The sequence below is a fragment of the Curtobacterium sp. MCSS17_008 genome, from assembly GCF_003234185.1.
Taxonomy (GTDB): domain Bacteria; phylum Actinomycetota; class Actinomycetes; order Actinomycetales; family Microbacteriaceae; genus Curtobacterium.
On sequence record NZ_QKSM01000014.1, the window covers coordinates 42,084 to 60,013 of the forward strand.

Genomic DNA, 17,930 nt, shown 5'->3' on the forward strand with positions numbered 1-17,930 from the left:
GTCAGTTCCCCGCGATCACGGAACCGTCGTCCTGCGCGTCGTCGTCCGAGGTCGCCGGCGCGCTGATGCTCGGCGAGGACACCCGCCGCGAGCGGGACCGTCCCTGGCCGGGCTGCTTCGGCTCGGGGAGCGCCTGCAGCACGGAGTCGAGGAGCGACTCGGCGTCGTCGCGGACCGGACGCGGCTCGCGCTTCGTCACGGCGACCGGGATGTCGAGGATCGCGACGGTGTTCTCGGTCGGGGTGACCGGCGCACTCGAGCTGACCCGGCGACGGGTCGGCCTGGCGCTCTTCACCGGGACCGCCTCGGGGTCCGGCGACGGCGCAGCGGGAGCAGCCGGGGCCGCGGTGGCCGGGACCGCCTCCGAGGCGGCAGGGTCGGGCTCGACCACCGGCGCACCGGACTCCGCCGACGTCTGCTCGTTCGACGACGCTCCCTGGTCGCTGCCCGTGTTGCCGTTGCCCCGGCCGCCCCGACGGCGTCGGCGCTTCGGGCCGGACGGCTGCTCGGCGTGCTGTCCGGGACCGTCCTCGGCGCCCTGCTCCGGCGCGGACGCCGGCAAACCTGCCGACACCGGCGACCCGGCGGACGCCGGCGACTCCGCCGAGGCCGGCGAGCCGACCGAGGCGGCACCACCACGAGGCGACGCGACACCGGTCACACCGGCGGCAGCCTCCTCGTGGGGCAGGGTCGACGCCGCGATGCGGGACAGCGCGTTCTTGACGTCCTCGGTGATCTGGTGCGCCTGCGAGGACTGGCCGTTCGCCCCGTGCGAGCCGTTGCCCGACCCGCCGCCGTTGCCACCGTTCCCGTTGCCGGCGTTGCCGTTGCCACCGTTCGAGCCCGCGTTGCCCCGGCCCTTCCGACGGCTCTTGCCCTGCTGCTCGGCCGTGTTGTCGTTGACCTTCGCGTTGACCTCGTCGAGGGACTCGCGGAGCCCGACGCCGATCTTCTTGCGGGTCATCTGCACGAGGCCGAGCGAGGTGACCTCGGCGACCTGGTGCTTCGTGCGGTCACGGCTCAGGCACTCGACGAGACGACGGAGCACGAGGTCGCGGTTCGACTCGAGCACCATGTCGATGAAGTCGATGACGATGATGCCGCCGATGTCACGCAGGCGGAGCTGACGCACGATCTCCTCGGCCGCCTCGAGGTTGTTCTTGGTGACGGTCTCCTCGAGGTTGCCGCCCGAGCCGACGAACTTGCCCGTGTTGACGTCGACGACCGTCATGGCCTCGGTGCGGTCGATGACGAGCGAGCCCCCCGAGGGCAGCCAGACCTTGCGGTCCAGCGCCTTCTCGATCTGCTCGTTGAGGCGGTACTCCTCGAACGAGTCCGGGCCGTCGTAGACCTCGACGCGGTCCTTCAGGTCCGGCGCCACGGCGTCGAGGTACTCCTCGATCGTGCCGCGCGCGGCCTCGCCGTCGATGATGAGCTTCGTGAAGTCCTCGTTGAAGACGTCACGGACGATCTTGACGAGCAGGTCCGGCTCCGAGTGCAGCATGACCGGTGCGTGGCCGTTCGCGACCTTCTTCTGGATCGCCTCCCACTGGTTCGTCAGGCGCTGCACGTCGCGGGTCAGCTGCTCCTCGGTGGCACCCTCGGCGGCGGTGCGGACGATGACGCCCGCGTGCTCCGGCAGGACCTCCTTGAGGATCTTCTTGAGCCGCGCACGCTCGGTGTCGGGCAGCTTGCGCGAGATCCCGTTCATCGAGCCGTTCGGCACGTACACCAGGTAGCGACCCGGCAGCGAGATCTGCGAGGTGAGACGGGCACCCTTGTGCCCGACCGGGTCCTTCGTGACCTGCACGAGCACCTTGTCGCCCGGCTTCAAGGCGGCCTCGATGCGGCGACCGTGGTTCCCGGTGTCGACCGACGCCCAGTCGACCTCGCCCGCGTAGAGCACGGCGTTGCGACCGCGGCCGATGTCCACGAAGGCCGCCTCCATGGAGGGCAGCACGTTCTGCACCTTGCCGAGGTACACGTTGCCGATGAGCGACACGTTGTGCGACTTCGTGACGTAGTGCTCGGCGAGGACGTTGTCCTCCAGCACGCCGATCTCGATCTTGGACGAGCTCGACCGGACGATCATCTGCCGGTCGACGCTCTCGCGGCGGGCGAGGAACTCGTCCTCGGTGATGACGGTGCGACGACGACCGGCATCACGCCCGTCGCGCCGGCGCTGCTTCTTCGCCTCGAGACGGGTCGACCCCTTGATGCGCTGCGGCTCGGTGATGAGCTCGGGCTCGCGGCGGCGGGGCTCCTGGTGGTCGCGCGGCTCGCGGGCGCCGCGCTCCTGGCGGTCGGCGCTGCTCCCCCGGCGGCGCGATCGACGGCGACCGCCGCCCTGCTCCTCGTCCTCGTCCTCGTCCTCGTCACGGGCGGCGCGGACCGGCAGGTCGGGCAGGACCGGGGCGTGGAAGATCAGGCTCAGCGTGCTCGTCGCCTTCGGCACGAACGGCTCGTCGGCCTCCGGAGCGGACGTGGGCTCCGGCCGGGAGGCGGGGCTCCCCTCGCCGGCGCCCGTCACCTCGGTCGCGGGTGCGGCAGCCCCGGGCTCCTCCTCCGTCGCGGCGGTCTCCGCACCGGCGGCCGCGGCTGCGGACTCGGTGCGGTCGGCCTGCGCGGGCTCGGCCTCCGTCGACGCGTCGCCGGTGACCACGGGCTGGCTCCCGGTCACGGTCGACACGTCCTGCGGCTCGGTACCCGGGCTCGCGACCTGCTCGACGGCGACCTCGACCGGGGCCGACGCGGCGTCGGTCGTGGTCGACGCGGCCGTCTCGTCCGCGGCAGGAGCGTCGCCGGCCGGTGCGTCGTCGGTTGGCGCGTCGTCGGTCAGCGCGACCGTCTCGACGTCCTGGGTCGTCTCGTCGACGTCACCACGGGCCTCCTGGCCGGTGGACCGTGCGCGGCGGCTGCCGAACAGGCGGCCCCGGCGCTTCGGTGCGACTTCTTCGTTGTTCGGGTTGTCGGTGTTCTGCTCCACCATGGATCTGGTGCACTCCTCGGCCCCACTCGCGCCCTGACGGACGGCGGGAATTCTGTGGTTGTCACGGGCGGCGTCCACGCCCCCGCGTTCGCTGTCTTGTGACCGGTCCGCGTCATCCCGGCGTTCGGTCCGTGGCCGTTCCGTGTCGGGCACCCGGCCCGTCCGGCTCGGCATCGGCGTGACGCGAGTCCCGGTCACGGCGCGCTCTCACCGCACCTGATCGTCCGGGCTGCGCCCGGAAAGCTCTCTCGCCGCACGGATCGGCCGCGCGACTGCAGCCATTGTCGCACGAGGTGCCAGGAAAGTACCGGAACGGGCATGCGATGATGACGCCGTGAGCACGAGCGCAACCACGCCCCGCCGCCCCGTCGCCATGGCGGTCTTCCTCATCGTCACCGGTGCGGTCGGCCTCTACGCCGCGTTCAACCTCGTGCTGGACGAGTTCGCGAAGTTCGAGAACCCGACGAAGGCGCTCAGCTGCGACGTCAGCCCGTTCGTGAACTGCTCGCAGGTGATGACGAGCTGGCAGGGGTCGCTCTTCGGGTTCCCGAACCCGCTGCTCGGCGTCATGGGCTTCGTCGCGCCGATCGCCGTCGGGGTCGTGCTGCTCGCCGGGATGCGGAACGGGAACCGCTGGTTCTGGATCCTCTTCAACGCGGGCGTGTTCCTCGCCTGGGTGTTCGTGACCTGGCTGTTCACGCAGACCGTGTGGGTCATCGGGTACCTGTGCCCCTGGTGCATGCTCGTCTGGTCGGTGACGATCCCGATGTTCTGGATCTTCACGACCTGGAACGCCGCGCAGGGCCGCTTCGGCGCCGGTGTCCAGCGCGTCGGGAGGACGCTGCTGCCGTACTCGTGGGCGTTCGTGCTGGCGAACTACGCCGTGATCGTGGTCTGCATCCTCATCGTCTTCCCGCGGGTGCTCACGACGCTCCCGATCTGACGCCCGGCCCACGATCGGTAGCGCCTCGCGCTGCCGCCACCGAGGCGTTCCCGACGCTGCGCGTGCTGTCCGCGCGCGTGTCCTCGCCGCGCCCGATCCTTCCCAGGTCACCCGCGATGCCCGGTCGGAACGGGCGTACCTGGTGTGACAGGACGACCAGGCACGCCCGATCCGACCAGGTCACCCGCGATGGCGAGCTGGAACGGGCGTACCTGGTGTGACAGGACGACCAGGCACGCCCGACCCGACCAGGCACGCCCGACCCGGCCGAGCACCGCACGCCCGACCCGGCCCGGCCCGACCACCCCGGCGCGCCTGCGCCCGCACGGCCCCGTGAACGAGGACGGCCCCGCGCTCCCTGGTCGGGAGCGGCGGGGCCGTCGTCGTGCGGAACGGCTACTTCGCGGCGGCCTCGATGGTCGGCACGACCTCGGTGAGCGACTCCACGCGCTGCCCGTTCACCAGGATCGTCGGCGTCCCGAAGCCCTGCGGGCCGGCGACCGCCGGGTCCGAGGTCACCTGGTTCGTCACCTTCGTCACCCACCCCTTGTAGGTCTCGTTCGACAGGCACTCGGAGACGTCGGAGCCCGTCGCCCCGCCGGCCTCCACCAGGTCGGCGATCTCGGCGTTCGTCAGACCCTTGGTGCCCTCTTCGGGCTGCTTCTCGAAGAACTGCGTCTGCACGTCGAGGAACTTGTCCGGCGCGTAGTTCGCGACGCACATCGCGGCGTTCGCTGCACGGCTGGCGTAGCGCGAACCGAGGTAGCTGCGGTCGAGGATCGAGACCGGGTGGACCTCGAGCGTCGCCGTGCCGTCCTTCACGAAGTCCGTGATCTGGTCCGAGTAGGCGGCCTCGAACTGCTTGCACACCGGGCAGGCCCAGTCGACGTACTCGACGACCTTGACCTTGCCGTCGCTGTCGGCGGTCGCGACGGGCGACGGGGTGCCGTCGGCGGAGACACCGCCGGTCGTGACGGGCTCGATCTCCCCGTCACCGCCGGTGAACTGGATGCCGCCGGTGACCATGTTCTTCGGGCCCGCGGCCGAGGTGGTGCCGCCGCTGTTCACGTTCACCACGACGATCGCGACGATCGCCGCGACGGCCACGATGCCCAGGCCGATGCCGCCCTGCAGGAACCACTTGTTGCGGCGCTTGCGGCGCTTCTCGGCCTCGGCACGCTGCCGGGCGACGTCGCGGGCGTGCTGCCGGCGCTCGTTCTTGGTGGGCCGGTCGTTGTTCGTCATCGCGTCTGCTCCTGCGTTCCCGGGGTCACGCGAACCAGAGGGCGAGCTCGCGTGCCGCCGACTCCGGCGAGTCCGAGCCGTGCACGAGGTTCTGCTGCACCTTGAGGCCCCAGTCGCGGCCGAGGTCGCCACGGATGGTGCCCGGTGCGGCGGTGGTCGGGTCGGTCGTGCCGGCGAGGGAGCGGAAACCCTGGATGACGCCGTTGCCGGCGACGCGCACGGCGACGACCGGGCCGGACTGCATGAACTCCACGAGCGGCTCGAAGAACGGCTTGCCCTGGTGCTCCTCGTAGTGGGCGTCGAGCAGCTCGCGCGGCGCGGTCACCATCTTGAGGTCGACGATCTCGTAGCCCTTGGCCTCGATCCGGCGGAGGACCTCTCCGGTGAGCTGGCGGGCGACGCCGTCGGGCTTGACGAGGACGAGGGTCTCTTCGAGATCGGACACGCAGTTCTCCTGTGGTTCGGTGGTGGTCAGTCCTCGGCCTGGGCGGCCCGGTACGCGGCGTTCTGCCGGTCGAGCTGACCGCCCTTGACGAAGCAGAACACCCACAGCGCCAGGAACACCGCGCCGACGACGAACATGAAGGGCTCGATGAAGCCGGTGGCGAGGATGGCCGCCTGCAGCAGCCACCCGAACCATACACCGGCCGGGTTGCCCGTCAGGCGTGAGGCAGCTGCGAGGACGATGATCGCCAGGATCCCCCCACCGAACGCGGCGAGCGGGGGCAGCGTGCCCTTCCCGTACACGACGAGCATCGGGAAGAAGAACATGACCGCCTCGAGCACCAGGGTGATCGACAGCAGGCTCTCCTGCGCCCCGCGGTCACGTCGAGGCTTCCGCATGCGCGGCTCCCGACCCGGCCGGGAGGCACGTGGTGAGTCCGTCATGCCGCCGCACCTCCTCCTGGACGCAGCCCCTCGCCGTGGACGAGGTCCATGACCTTGCCCACCATCACGATGGAGCCGGCGACGAGCACCAGGGCGTCCTCGGCGTCCGCCTCGTCCGCCAGGTCGCGTGCTTCCTGCAGCGCCTGCTCGAGCGAGGGCTCGACGACCACGCGGTCCTCGCCCACCTCGGCCACGACGACGCGGGCGAACGCGTCGGCGTCGAGTGCGCGGTCCCCCGGCGGCTGCGTGACGACGAAGGTCTGCACGACGTCCTTGAGCGCCCGGACGAAGCCGCGGGCGTCCTTGTCACCGAGGATCCCGACCACGCCGACGACGTGCTCGGACGGGAACGCGACCGGCAGCGCCTCCGCCAGGGCGCGGGCCCCGTGCGGGTTGTGGGCGGCGTCCACCACGACGGTGGGCTCCTGGGCGATCGGCTGCAGGCGGCCGGGGCTCGTCGCGTTCGCGAGCCCCTCGGACAGGACGTCCTCGTCGAGGGCCTGCGAACCGCGCCCGAGGAACGACTCGACCGCTGCGATCGCGACGGCGGCGTTGTGCGCCTGGTGCTGGCCGAAGAGCGGGACGAACAGGTCGTCGTAGCGCCCGGCGATGCCCTGCACGGTGACGAGCTGCCCGCCGACCGCCGGGGTGTCGGACAAGACGGAGAACCCCGTGCCCTCGACCGCGAGCGTCGACTCGGTGAGCTCGGCGGCGCGCTGCAACTCGGCGAGCGCCTCGGGCGTCTGCGCGCTCGACACCACCGACGAGGACGGCTTGATGATGCCGGACTTCGTGCGGGCGATCTCTGCGACGGTCGACCCGAGCTGCTTGGCGTGGTCGATCGCGACGGGGGTGATGACCTGCACCTGGCTCTGCACGACGTTGGTGGAGTCCCACTCGCCGCCCATGCCGACCTCGATGACGGCGACGTCGACCGGTGCCTCGGCGAAGCACGCCAGCGCGAGGACGGTCAGCGCCTCGAAGAAGGTCAACGGCTGCTCGCCCTTGTCGCTGAGCTCCTTGTCCGTCATCTCGAGGATCGGCGTGATGTCGTCCCAGTTCTCGACGAACCGGTCCGCGGCGATGGGTTCGCCGTCGATGACGATGCGCTCCCGGATCGACACCAGGTGCGGGCTCGTCATGAGGCCGGTGCGGAGCCCGTGTGCCCGGACGATGCTCTCGGTCATGCGCGCGGTCGACGTCTTGCCGTTCGTGCCCGTGACGTGGATGACCGGGTAGGCCAGGTGCGGGTCGCCGAGGAGCTCGACGGCGCGACGGGTCGCGGTCAGGCGGTGCTCGGGCGCCTGCTCGCCGATGCGGGCGTACAGCGCCGCCTCGACGCGCCGCACCTCGTCGTCGTCCCCGCCGTAGGGCAGGGCCTCGGTCGACGACGCGTCGCCGGACGGACCGACCGGGATCCGGACCCCGGCCGTGTCGTCGAGCGGACCGAGGTCCTCGATGCCGTCGTGGTCGTCGTCGTACTGCTCGCTGTCGCTCATGCGCGTGCCACCTCCACGGACACCTTCGCACCGTCGCCGACGTCCGAGCCCTCGCCGGGAGCGAACGTCGTCGTGGTCACCTCGACGCTCGTCGCCAGGGTCTCCCCCGCGATGAGCTGCTCGTGCGCGCGGACCGGTCCGTGCGCGTCCTCGGAGACGCGGAGCGTCAGGACGATGCGGTCGCTGACGTCGAGGTTGGCGTCACGGCGGGCCTGCTGCACGGCGCGCACGACGTCGCGGGCGAGCCCCTCGGCCTCGAGCTCGGGCGTGGTCACGGTGTCGAGCACCGCGAAGCCGCCGCCGTCCAGGAAGGCCACCGCGACGGAGTCGTCCGCGACGGTGAGGTCGAGCGTGTACTCCCCCTCGACGAGGTCGACACCGCCGACGGTCACGCCGGACTCGGTCGCGACCCAGTCACCCTTCTTGGCGGCCGGGATCACCTGCTGCACCTGCTTCCCGATGCGCGGACCGGCGGCGCGGGCGTTGACGGTGAGCTTCCGCTCGATGCCGTAGCGGCCGAGCGAGGACTCCTCCTGCTGCTCGAGCACGACCTGCTTGACGTTGAGTTCGTCGCGCAGGATGTCCGCGAACGGCTCGACGCCTGCGGGATCCGGCACGACCAGGGTCAGCGTCGCGAGCGGCAGGCGGACTCGACGGCCGGTGGCCTTGCGGAGCGCGAGCCCCTTCGATGCGACGTCGCGCACGCGGTCCATCGCGGCGACGAGGGCGTCGTCGGCCGGGAACTCGTCGGGCTCCGGGAAGTCCTCGAGGTGCACGCTGCGTCCGCCGGTCAGGCCCTTCCAGACCTCCTCGGTGACGAGCGGTGCGAGCGGGGCGGCGACGCGGGTGAGCGTCTCGAGCACGGTGTACAGCGTGTCGAACGCGGCCCGGGCGTCGGGCGAGGACTCCGCGCCGAGCCAGAACTTGTCGCGCGACCGACGCACGTACCAGTTCGTCAGCACGTCGGCGAAGTCGCGGACGGCCTGGGCCGCGAGCGGGGTGTCGAGCGCGTCGAGGTGCGTGGTCACGTCCGTCACGAGCACGCGGGTCTTCGCGAGCAGGTAGCGGTCGAGCACGTCGGTGCTGTCCGTGCGCCGGGTGGCCTGGTACCCCGAGGCACCGGAGGCGTTCGAGTACAGCGTGAAGAAGTAGTACGTCGACCACAGCGGCAGCAGGAACTCGCGGACGCCCTGGCGGATGCCCTCCTCGGTCACGACGAGGTTGCCGCCGCGGATCACCGACGAGGACATGAGGAACCAGCGCATCGCGTCGGCGCCGTCACGGTCGAACACCTCGGAGACGTCGGGGTAGTTCCGCAGGCTCTTCGACATCTTCTGGCCGTCGGAGCCGAGCACGATGCCGTGGCTGATGACGTTCCGGAAGGCCGGGCGGTCGAACAGCGCGGTGGACAGCGCGTGCATGACGTAGAACCAGCCGCGGGTCTGCCCGATGTACTCGACGATGAAGTCCGCGGGGCTGTGCTCCTCGAACCACTCGCGGTTCTCGAACGGGTAGTGGACCTGCGCGTACGGCATCGAGCCGGAGTCGAACCACACGTCGAACACGTCCGAGATGCGGCGCATCGTGGCCTTCCCCGAGGGGTCGTCCGGGTTCGGGCGGGTCAGGTCGTCGATGAACGGACGGTGCAGGTCGACCTCGCCGTCGGCGTTCAGCGGGAGCCGGCCGAAGTCGCGCTCGAGCTCCTCGAGCGAGCCGTACACGTCGGTGCGCGGGAACTCGGGGTCGTCCGACTGCCACACCGGGATGGGCGTGCCGAAGTAGCGGTTGCGGGAGACCGACCAGTCGATCGCGTTGCCGACCCACTTGCCGAACTGGCCGTCCTTGACGTTGTCCGGCACCCAGTTGATGTCCTGGTTGAGCTCACCCATCCGGTCGCGGAACTCGGTGACGCGGACGAACCACGACGAGACCGCCTTGTAGATGAGCGGCTTCCGGCAGCGCCAGCAGTGCGGGTAGCTGTGCTCGTACGACGCCTGGCGGAGCAGACGACCCGTGTCGCGCACGGCCTTCGTCAGCGGCTTGTTGGCGTCCGACCACAGCATGCCGGCGACGTCGCCGAACTGCGACGTGAAGACGCCGCCCTCGTCGAGCGACAGCACGACGGGGATGCCCGCGGCGGCACAGACCTCCTGGTCGTCCGCGCCGTACGCCGGGGCCTGGTGCACGATGCCCGTGCCCTCGCCCGTCTCGACGTACTCGGCGACCAGGATCCGCCACGCGTGCTCGTAGCCCTCCTGGTCCGCCAGGAAGTCGAACAGGCGCTCGTACTCGACGTTGTCGAGCTCGGCGCCGGCGACCGTGCGGAGCACGGCGGCGAGCGCGTCGTCCGCCGACTCGTAGCCGAGGTCCTTCGCGTGGGCGGCCACGGTGTCCGACGCGAGGAGGTACCGCGCCGAGCCCGCCTCGCCGCCGTCGGCCGCGCCTCCCGGCCCGGCCGGCACGACCGCGTAGGCGATCTCCGGGCCGACCGCGAGCGCCGCGTTCGTCGGGAGCGTCCAGGGGGTCGTCGTCCAGGCGAGGGCCCGCACCCCGGTCACGCCGAGCTCGTCCGCGCGGGTCCCGCGGAGCGGGAACGCGACGGTGACCGACTGGTCCTGGCGCATCTTGTAGACGTCGTCGTCCATGCGCAGCTCGTGGTTCGACAGCGGCGTCTGGTCGTTCCAGCAGTACGGCAGGACGCGGAAGCCCTCGTAGGCCAGGCCCTTGTCCCAGAGCTGCTTCCAGGCCCAGAGCACGCTCTCCATGAAGGTGACGTCGAGGGTCTTGTAGTCGTCCTCGAAGTCGACCCAGCGTGCCTGACGGGTGACGTACGCCTGCCACTCGTCGGTGTACTGCAGCACCGACTTCTTGGCGGCGGCGTTGAACACGTCGACGCCCATGTCGTCGATCTCGTGCTTCTCGGTGATGCCGAGCTGGCGCATCGCCTCGAGCTCGGCGGGCAGCCCGTGGGTGTCCCAGCCGAAGCGGCGGTGCACCTGCTTGCCCCGCATCGTCTGGTAGCGCGGGAAGACGTCCTTCGCGTAGCCGGTGAGCAGGTGCCCGTAGTGCGGCAGGCCGTTCGCGAAGGGCGGGCCGTCGTAGAACGTCCACTCGGGGCAGCCCTCGCGCTGGTCGATCGACGCCTGGAAGGTGTCGTCGCCCTTCCAGAAGGCGAGGATCCCCTGCTCGACGGCGGGGAAGGACGGGGACGGCGTGACGCCGGCTGCTGTGTCGTCTGCAGGACGGTTGAGGGGGTAGCGCACCGTGGGCTCCTGTGGGTCGGTTCGTCTCCACGAGGACGGAAGCACTGCTCCGCGGTACCACCTCGCTTGCCGGGCACTGCTCGCGCAGGTCCCGACCGCTCGTTGTCCGGAGAGGGTGCGGTCCGGTCCGCCCGGTTCTACTGACGGCGGTGGTGCTGCCGCGTTCTTCCGGAGGCTCCCCGGTGATGGCCGGATCGATGCCTGGTGGGACGAGTCTACAAGAGACGGAGCATGCTGGGCCGATGCCCTCGTCCGAGAAGCAGGACCGTCCCGGGTCCCTGCTCACCGTCGTCATCGCCTTCGCCGCGAACCTGCTCGTGGCCATCGCCAAGACCATCGCGTCCCTGGTCTCCGGGTCGGCGTCGATGACCGCCGAGGCCGCGCACTCGTGGGCCGACACGGGCAACGAGGTCTTCCTGCTCGTCGCCGAACGGCGCGGGGCCAAGCAGCGGGACCGGAAGCACCCGCTCGGCTACGGCCGCGAGACCTACATCTGGTCCATGTTCGCGGCGTTCGGGCTGTTCACCGCGGGCGCCGTCGTGTCGATCTGGCACGGCATCACCGAGCTCGGCGAGACCGGTCCCGCCGAGGACGTCGTCCTCAACTACGTCGTGCTCGGCATCGCGTTCGTGCTCGAGGGCACGAGCTTCCTGCAGGCGTACCGACAGGCGCACGGCGCCGCGACGAAGCGTCGCGTCCCGGTGCTCCGCCACGTGCTGCAGTCGTCGAACCCGACGCTGCGTGCCGTCTTCGCCGAGGACGCCGCCGCGCTGATCGGTCTCGTCATCGCGTTCCTCGGCGTGTTCCTGCACCAGCTGACCGGGCTCGCGGTCTTCGACGCCGTCGGCTCCATCGCGGTCGGCCTGCTGCTCGGCGTCGTCGCGATCGTGCTCATCGAGCGGAACCGGCGGTTCCTGGTGGGCGAGGCCACCTCGCCCGAGCTCGAGGACGCCGTGCTCACCGAGCTGCTCCGCCGTGACGAGGTGGAGCGGGTGACCTACCTGCACCTGGAGTTCGTGGGGCCGTCGCGGGTGTTCCTCGTGGCCGCGGTGGACCTGACCGGCAACGAGGACGAGGAGCACGTCGCCGTGCGGCTGCGCCGGGTGGAGGCCTCGCTCGAGGAGAGCCGGTACGTCGAGGAGGCGGTGCTCACCCTGAGCATCCCGGGCGACGCCTCGCTCGTGCCCCGAGGCGACACAGCGGTGCCGGCGATGGTGCGCGACGGCACCGTCGAGGACGTCGCGGCCGGCGGGGCGGGAACGCTGCGCGCCGAGTAGCAGCCTGCGCCGGTGGGGTCAGCGCGCGTCGAGCCCGGCGGCCACCGGGGTGAGCGCCGCGCCGACGTACTCGACGAGCGACCGCCTCCCGACGCCGTCCGCGACCCACACCCCGAACGCCGCGGCCGCCGCCCCGAGCAGCGCGCCGGACACGGTCTGCGGCCAGAGCGACGTCGGGTGCTCCCCCGTCCGGGCACCGACGAACGCCGACACCGCCCCGTGCTGCGCCATCACCCGCGCGGCCACGCTCGCGACGAGCTCGGTGCCGATGTCCATGACCTCGGCCTGCGCGATCGCCCACGGCACCCGCTCCGGGTCGTGCGCCCGGGCCGCCGCGAGCAGTGCCTCCTCCACGGCACGCACCGGGCTCTGCTCCGTCGAGGCGGCGAGGAACACCGGGATGTCGGCGACCGCGGCGTCGAGCTCGAGCCAGAGCACGTCCGACTTCGCGCCGAAGTAGTTGAAGAACGTCGCCCGACTGACCCCGGCGCGGACGGCGATGTGGTCGACGGTCGTGCGGGCGTAGCCCTGCTCGAGGAACAGCTCGGCTGCCGCGTCGGCGAGCACCTCGGCACTGGAGCGTCGGGGGCGGCCACCGCGGCGCATCGTCTCGTCCATGTCGCCAGTAAACCGCTAGACTCGACCAGCCATGATCTTGGACCGAGTACAACAAACCCGAACCCGCGCTCGTCGACCGCTGGCCGCGTCCGCGGGTGCCGCCGCGGTCCTGCTCGCCCTCACCGCCTGCACCGGCGGCGGTGCGGCCACCTCCGACAGCACGCCCGTCGACGGCGGGACGCTCACCTACGCCTCGGGCGACGCCGAGCCGACCTGCCTCGACCCGCACGTCGGCGGCAACTACCCGCAGGCCCTGCTGTCGACCCAGTACATCGAGATGCTGACCGGGCTCGACCGCGACGGGGAGCCGACGCCGGCCCTCGCGACGGGGTGGACCACGAGCGACGACGGGAAGACCCTGACGCTCGACCTGCGCGAGGACGTCACGTTCTCCGACGGCACCCCGTTCGACGCGGCCGCAGTGGTCGCGAACATCGAGCACGTGCAGGACCCGGCGACCGCGTCGAGCACGGGCTACCTCGCGCTGCAGTCGGTCGACGAGGCCACGGCGACCGACGAGCACACCGTGACGCTCTCGTTGAGCCGCCCGGACAGCGCGCTCCTCGAGTCGTTCTCGCAGCCCTGGGTCGGCATGGAGTCGCCGAAGGCGCTGCAGCGCCCGCAGGCGACGAACTGCGAGTCCCCCGTCGGCACCGGTCCCTTCACGGTCAGCGACTGGCAGCACGGCGACCGGGTCACCCTCACGAAGAACGAGGCCTACACGCCCCTCACGGACGGCGACGGCCCCCGGCTCGACGGCATCACCTGGCGGTTCCTGCCGGACTCGACCTCGCGGTACGCGGCGCTGCAGGCCGGCCAGGTCGACGTCATCGACAACGCCCAGCCCGACCAGCTGGAGTCTGCGTCCACGAAGGGCGCGGTACGCGACCTCGACGCGCCGCGCCCCGGCGCGTCGAACCGCCTCGAGCTGAACTCCGGCCACGGGGTGTTCCGTGACGAGGCCGTCCGCAAGGCCTTCATCGCCGGTGCCGACATCGACCCGGGCCTGGAGAGCCTGTTCCTCGGCACCGCGAAGCGCTCGTACTCGGTGCTGTCCAGCGTCGAGCCCGACGGGTACTCCGACCCCGCACTGTTCGAGTACTCGCCGAGTACGGCCGAGAGGCTGCTCGACGAGGCCGGTTGGAAGGTCGGCAGCGACGGGGTCCGCGAGAAGGACGGCCAGCGCCTCACGGTCACGTTCCCGGTCTCGACGAACCAGTCCGTGCCGGCCGAGCGGAGCCTGTTCCATCAGATCCAGGCCTCGGAGAAGGCCGTCGGGTTCGACGTCCGGCTCGAGGAGCTGGACCTGTCGAGCTGGTACGCCGCCCTCGCCGCGAACGAGTACGACGTCGTCAGCGCGCCGTACACGAAGGTCGGCCCCGACGTGCTCCGGACCCTCTACGACAGCGCGAGCATCGAGCCCGCACCGTCCGGCTACTTCGCGAACCTGGCCCAGCTCGACGACCCGACCGTCGACGACCTGCTCCGGCGCGCGGCACGCACGTCCGCCGCGGACGAGCGCGCCGACCTGTACCGGCAGGCGCAGCAGCGCATCCTGGCGAGCGGCACCGTCCTGCCGCTGTACGACCAGCAGAACCACTTCCTGTACCGCTCCGCCGTCCACGGCATCGAGACCACCTCGGTCTCCACGCCCTGGTTCGGCTCCGCGTGGATCGCACGCTGACGGGCGGGCTGGCCGGGAGGCACCCCCTGCGCCCGTCCCGCGACCGCCGCTCCGCCGGCTGGTCGGCATGGACCCTGTGGGGCCTCCGCCGGCTGGCCGGCGGCATCGGCGTGCTCTGGGCGGTCGCCACGATCGTCTTCGTCGCGATCCGGCTCATCCCCGGTGACCCGGCACTCGCGATCCTCGGTGGGCCGGGGTCGCAGGCCTCGGCCGAGGCCGTCGACGCGGTGCGCCGCGAGTACGGGCTCGACCAGCCGGTGCTCGTGCAGTACGCGGTGTTCCTCGGTCGCCTGGCCACCGGACACCTCGGTGACTCGTACGCGTTCCGCACGCCCGTGTCGACGCTCCTCGCCCAGCAGCTGCCGGTGACGCTGACGCTCGCGGTCACCGGGCTCGTCGTCGCCTGGGTGCTGGCGGTCGTCGCCGCGTGGTGGTCGACCCAGCGCGGACGGGTCGCGGCGGCGCTGACGGGCGCGATCACGGTGACCGCGAGCGTCGTCCCGCACTTCTGGCTCGGCAGCGTGCTCATCGTCGTCTTCGCGAGTTCCCTCGGGTGGGTGCCGGCTGTCTCGGACGGCAGTCCGCGCGGGTGGGTCCTGCCCGTCCTGACGGTCGCCGTGCCGGTCGCCGGGTACCTGGCCGAGACGGTGCGTGACGGGGTCGTCGACGCCCAACGGTCGGCGTTCGCACTCGCCGCGCGGGGCCGCGGGGAGTCCCGCGCGGGGCTGTTCGGACGGCACCTGCTCCGGCACGCGGCGCTCCCGGGCATCGCCCTGTCCGCGTGGGCGTTCGGGTCGCTGGTGTCCGGCGCCGTGGTCGTCGAGTCGGTGTTCGCCCTGCCCGGCATCGGGCGTGCGCTGGTGACGGCGGTGACGCAGCGGGACATGCCGCTCGTGGCGGGGATCGCCCTCGTCTCGGCGGCCGCCTACGTCGTCGTGCTCGCGGTCGCGGACGTGGTCGAGCGGGTCGTCGACCCACGCGGGCGCGACGCGCGCACCGTGACGGGTGCGCGGCGGCGGGCACGTCTGCGGACCGAGCACGGGGCGGGCGCGCGGTGAGCGGCATCGTGGACCCGGGCCTCCAGGCCGGTGCGCGTCCGGCGGTCGGCGGTCGGTCCGAGCGGTCTCGTGGGGGGACGCTCGGGCCGACCGGCACGGTCGCCGCGGTGGTCGTCGCGTTCGCGGTGCTGGCGGCGCTCTGGCCGTCACTGCTCGGCGGCGGCGACCCGCTCGCGGTGCACCCGGCCGACGCACTGGCCGGCCCGAGCGCTGCGCATCCGTTCGGCACTGACGAGTCGGGACGCGACGTGTTCGCGCGCGTCGTCGCCGGCACGCGGGCGTCGCTCGTCGTCGGCGTCGTCGCGACCCTGGTCGGTGGGCTGTCCGGCGTCGTGCTCGGCACGGTCGCCGGTCTCGGCGGGCGGTTCGTCGACGCCGTCGTCGGCCGGGTCACCGAGGTGGCCTTCGCGCTGCCGCTGTTGCTCGTCGCGCTCGTCGTCATCGCGGTGACCGGGCCCGGGCCGGTGCCGGCGACCCTGGCCGTCGGGTTCGCGACGGCACCCGGGTACGCCCGGATCGTGCGCGGGCTCGTCCGCACGGCCCGGTCGTCGCAGGTGGTCGAGACTGCCGTGCTGCAGGGCCGGTCCCCCGGCCGCATCCTCGTCCGCCACGTGCTGCCCGCGGCCCTGTGGCCGGTCGTCGCCGTGGCCACCCTCGGCGTCGGACAGGCCGTGGTGTGGGCCTCGGCGCTGAGCTACCTGGGCGTCGGGACACCGCCACCGGCGCCCGAGTGGGGCGCGATGCTCGCCGACGGCCGCACGTACCTGCTGACGGCGCCGTGGATGAGCACGTTCCCCGGGCTCGCGATCGTGGTCCTCGCCACGGCGGTGACGGTGCTCGGGCGCGCGGTGCGGCGTGCGGGGGCCAGGCGGTGACCGGCACACAGCGGGTGCTCGACGTCCGGGGGCTCTCCGTCGCGATCGGCGGCACGACCGTGGTGCGGGACGTCGGCCTGCACGTCGACGCCGGCGAGTGCGTCGCCCTGGTCGGGGCGTCCGGCTCGGGCAAGACCGTGACCGCCCGGGCCGCACTCGGTCTGTCGGCGCCGGGCGCCGCCGTGACCGCCGACCGGCTCGACCTCGGCGGCACCGACGTCCGCGGCCTGTCCGAGCGACGGTGGCGCCGGCTGCGCGGCTCGACCGTCGGCTACGTGGGTCAGGAGGCGCTCGGCGCACTCGACCCGCTGCGTCCCGTCGGCCGCGAGGTCGCCGACGCCCTCCGCCTGCACACCGACCTCCGAGCGGCGGACCGGGTCGAGGCGGTGCGCGAGGCCCTGCGCGCGGTCGGCCTCGACCCGGACCTGGCGACGGACGGACGGCTCGCCGGGACGCTGTCGGGTGGGATGCGGCAGCGGGCGCTCATCGCGGCGGCGACCGTGGCCTCCCCCGCACTCGTCGTGGCGGACGAGCCGACGACGGCGCTCGACGCCGCCGTCGCGGTCACCGTCATGGAGCAGTTGCGGGCGGCGCAGGAGCGGGGTGCGGGACTCCTCGTCATCACGCACGACCTGGGGCTCGTCGCCGGGTGGGCGGACCGTGTGGTCGTCGTCGACGACGGCACCGTCGTCGAGTCCGGACGGGTCGCCGAGGTCTTCGCCGCGCCGGCGCACACCGCGACGCAGGCGCTGGTGCAGGCCGCGCGCGCGGGGACGGCGCGCAGTGGGGCGACGACCGCGGCCCCGGTCCAGCGATCCGCGCCGCTGCTCGAGGCCGACGCGCTCTCCCGGTCGTTCGGGGGCGTGTCCGCCGCGCAGGACGTGTCCCTCGCGGTGCTGCCGGGCCGGGTGACGGGGGTCATCGGCGCCTCAGGGTCCGGCAAGACGACGGTGGCCCGGATGCTGCTCGGACTCGAGACGCCCGACACCGGCACGGTCACCCTCGACGGTGCCGCCTGGGTGCCGCTGCCCGAACGCGACCGGCGCCCGCGTCGGCACCGCATCGCAGCCGTCGTGCAGGACCCCGGGGCGACGTTCGACGACCGGTGGACGGTCGAACGGGTCCTGGCCGACGCGCTGACGGACGGCGCCGAGCGCCGAGCGCAGGGTGCCGTGGCCGAGCAGATCGACGCCGCGCTCCGGCAGGTCGGGCTCGACCCCGCGCTGCGGCCCCGCTCCCCGCGCACGCTGTCCGGCGGGCAGCGGCAGCGGCTCGCGATCGCCCGGGCGCTGGCGACCTCGCCGGAGGTGGTCGTGCTCGACGAGCCCGTGACGGCGCTCGACGCCACCGTGCAGCACGCGGTGCTCACGCTGCTCGAGCGGCTCCGTGACGAGACGGGCGTCGCGATGGTGTTCGTGTCGCACGACCTGCGGGCCGTGCGACGGATGGCCGACGACGTGCTCGTCGTGCACGAGGGCCGGGTCGTCGAACGCGGTCCGGCGGCGCGGGTGCTCGAGACGCCGGAGCACCCGGCGACCGCCCGCCTGCTCGATGCGTCCGAACGGCTGGCTGCCGGCGCCTGACCGGACCG

At 72.4% G+C, this 17,930-nt stretch carries 13 protein-coding genes; 6 read left to right on the plus strand and 7 right to left on the minus strand.

Going from position 1 to position 17,930, the window contains the following annotated elements; all coding sequences use genetic code 11:
* Nucleotide 1: 1 nt before the first annotated feature.
* A complete protein-coding gene (locus DEJ23_RS12855; protein ID WP_111240643.1) occupies nucleotides 2-2,989 on the minus strand; it encodes an Rne/Rng family ribonuclease in 2,988 nt (995 codons plus the stop codon).
* 334 nt (nucleotides 2,990-3,323) lie between these two features.
* Between DEJ23_RS12855 and DEJ23_RS12860 the strand changes: the two genes are divergently transcribed.
* Nucleotides 3,324-3,932: a vitamin K epoxide reductase family protein gene (locus DEJ23_RS12860; RefSeq protein ID WP_258375524.1), complete on the plus strand. Its 609-nt coding sequence runs from the start codon at nucleotides 3,324-3,326 to the stop codon at nucleotides 3,930-3,932.
* 396 nt (nucleotides 3,933-4,328) lie between these two features.
* Here DEJ23_RS12860 and DEJ23_RS12865 read toward each other — a convergent pair whose 3' ends face one another.
* From DEJ23_RS12865 to ileS, 5 genes are read right to left on the minus strand one after another with little or no spacing between them, the layout of a single operon-like run.
* Nucleotides 4,329-5,177, minus strand: coding sequence for a thioredoxin domain-containing protein (locus DEJ23_RS12865; protein WP_111240645.1), 849 nt, complete (start codon nucleotides 5,175-5,177; stop codon nucleotides 4,329-4,331).
* Nucleotides 5,178-5,202: 25 nt separating this feature from the next.
* Nucleotides 5,203-5,622 (minus strand): nucleoside-diphosphate kinase, encoded by a 420-nt coding sequence (gene ndk, locus DEJ23_RS12870; RefSeq protein WP_111240646.1) that lies wholly within the window; start codon nucleotides 5,620-5,622, stop codon nucleotides 5,203-5,205.
* A gap of 26 nt (nucleotides 5,623-5,648) precedes the next feature.
* A complete protein-coding gene (locus tag DEJ23_RS12875; RefSeq protein ID WP_181429257.1) occupies nucleotides 5,649-6,020 on the minus strand; it encodes a DUF4233 domain-containing protein in 372 nt (123 codons plus the stop codon).
* A 41-nt stretch (nucleotides 6,021-6,061) separates the two neighbouring features.
* Nucleotides 6,062-7,564 (minus strand): folylpolyglutamate synthase/dihydrofolate synthase family protein, encoded by a 1,503-nt coding sequence (locus tag DEJ23_RS12880; RefSeq protein WP_111240648.1) that lies wholly within the window; start codon nucleotides 7,562-7,564, stop codon nucleotides 6,062-6,064.
* Nucleotides 7,561-10,827, minus strand: coding sequence for an isoleucine--tRNA ligase (gene ileS, locus DEJ23_RS12885; RefSeq protein WP_111240649.1), 3,267 nt, complete (start codon nucleotides 10,825-10,827; stop codon nucleotides 7,561-7,563). The genes DEJ23_RS12880 and ileS overlap by 4 nt, the downstream gene beginning before the upstream one ends.
* Before the next feature lie 242 nt (nucleotides 10,828-11,069).
* Between ileS and DEJ23_RS12890 the strand changes: the two genes are divergently transcribed.
* A complete protein-coding gene (locus DEJ23_RS12890; RefSeq protein WP_111240650.1) occupies nucleotides 11,070-12,104 on the plus strand; it encodes a cation diffusion facilitator family transporter in 1,035 nt (344 codons plus the stop codon).
* Between the two features lie 18 nt (nucleotides 12,105-12,122).
* On the opposite strand, the gene DEJ23_RS15800 is transcribed toward DEJ23_RS12890, so the two are convergent.
* A complete protein-coding gene (locus DEJ23_RS15800; protein WP_181429258.1) occupies nucleotides 12,123-12,722 on the minus strand; it encodes a TetR/AcrR family transcriptional regulator in 600 nt (199 codons plus the stop codon).
* A gap of 31 nt (nucleotides 12,723-12,753) precedes the next feature.
* On the opposite strand from DEJ23_RS15800, the gene DEJ23_RS12900 reads away from it, so the two are divergent.
* The 4 genes from DEJ23_RS12900 to DEJ23_RS12915 are packed head-to-tail and all read left to right on the plus strand — an operon-like array spanning nucleotide 12,754 to nucleotide 17,922.
* Nucleotides 12,754-14,406 (plus strand): ABC transporter substrate-binding protein, encoded by a 1,653-nt coding sequence (locus tag DEJ23_RS12900; RefSeq protein WP_111240651.1) that lies wholly within the window; start codon nucleotides 12,754-12,756, stop codon nucleotides 14,404-14,406.
* Entirely contained in the window at nucleotides 14,391-15,464 is a 1,074-nt protein-coding gene (locus DEJ23_RS12905; RefSeq protein ID WP_258375526.1) for an ABC transporter permease, read from the plus strand. The genes DEJ23_RS12900 and DEJ23_RS12905 overlap by 16 nt, the downstream gene beginning before the upstream one ends.
* Nucleotides 15,461-16,339 (plus strand): ABC transporter permease, encoded by an 879-nt coding sequence (locus tag DEJ23_RS12910; RefSeq protein WP_111240652.1) that lies wholly within the window; start codon nucleotides 15,461-15,463, stop codon nucleotides 16,337-16,339. Before DEJ23_RS12905 ends, DEJ23_RS12910 begins: the two co-directional genes overlap by 4 nt.
* A complete protein-coding gene (locus tag DEJ23_RS12915) occupies nucleotides 16,336-17,922 on the plus strand; it encodes an ABC transporter ATP-binding protein (protein WP_258375527.1) in 1,587 nt (528 codons plus the stop codon). Before DEJ23_RS12910 ends, DEJ23_RS12915 begins: the two co-directional genes overlap by 4 nt.
* Nucleotides 17,923-17,930: the final 8 nt, after the last annotated feature.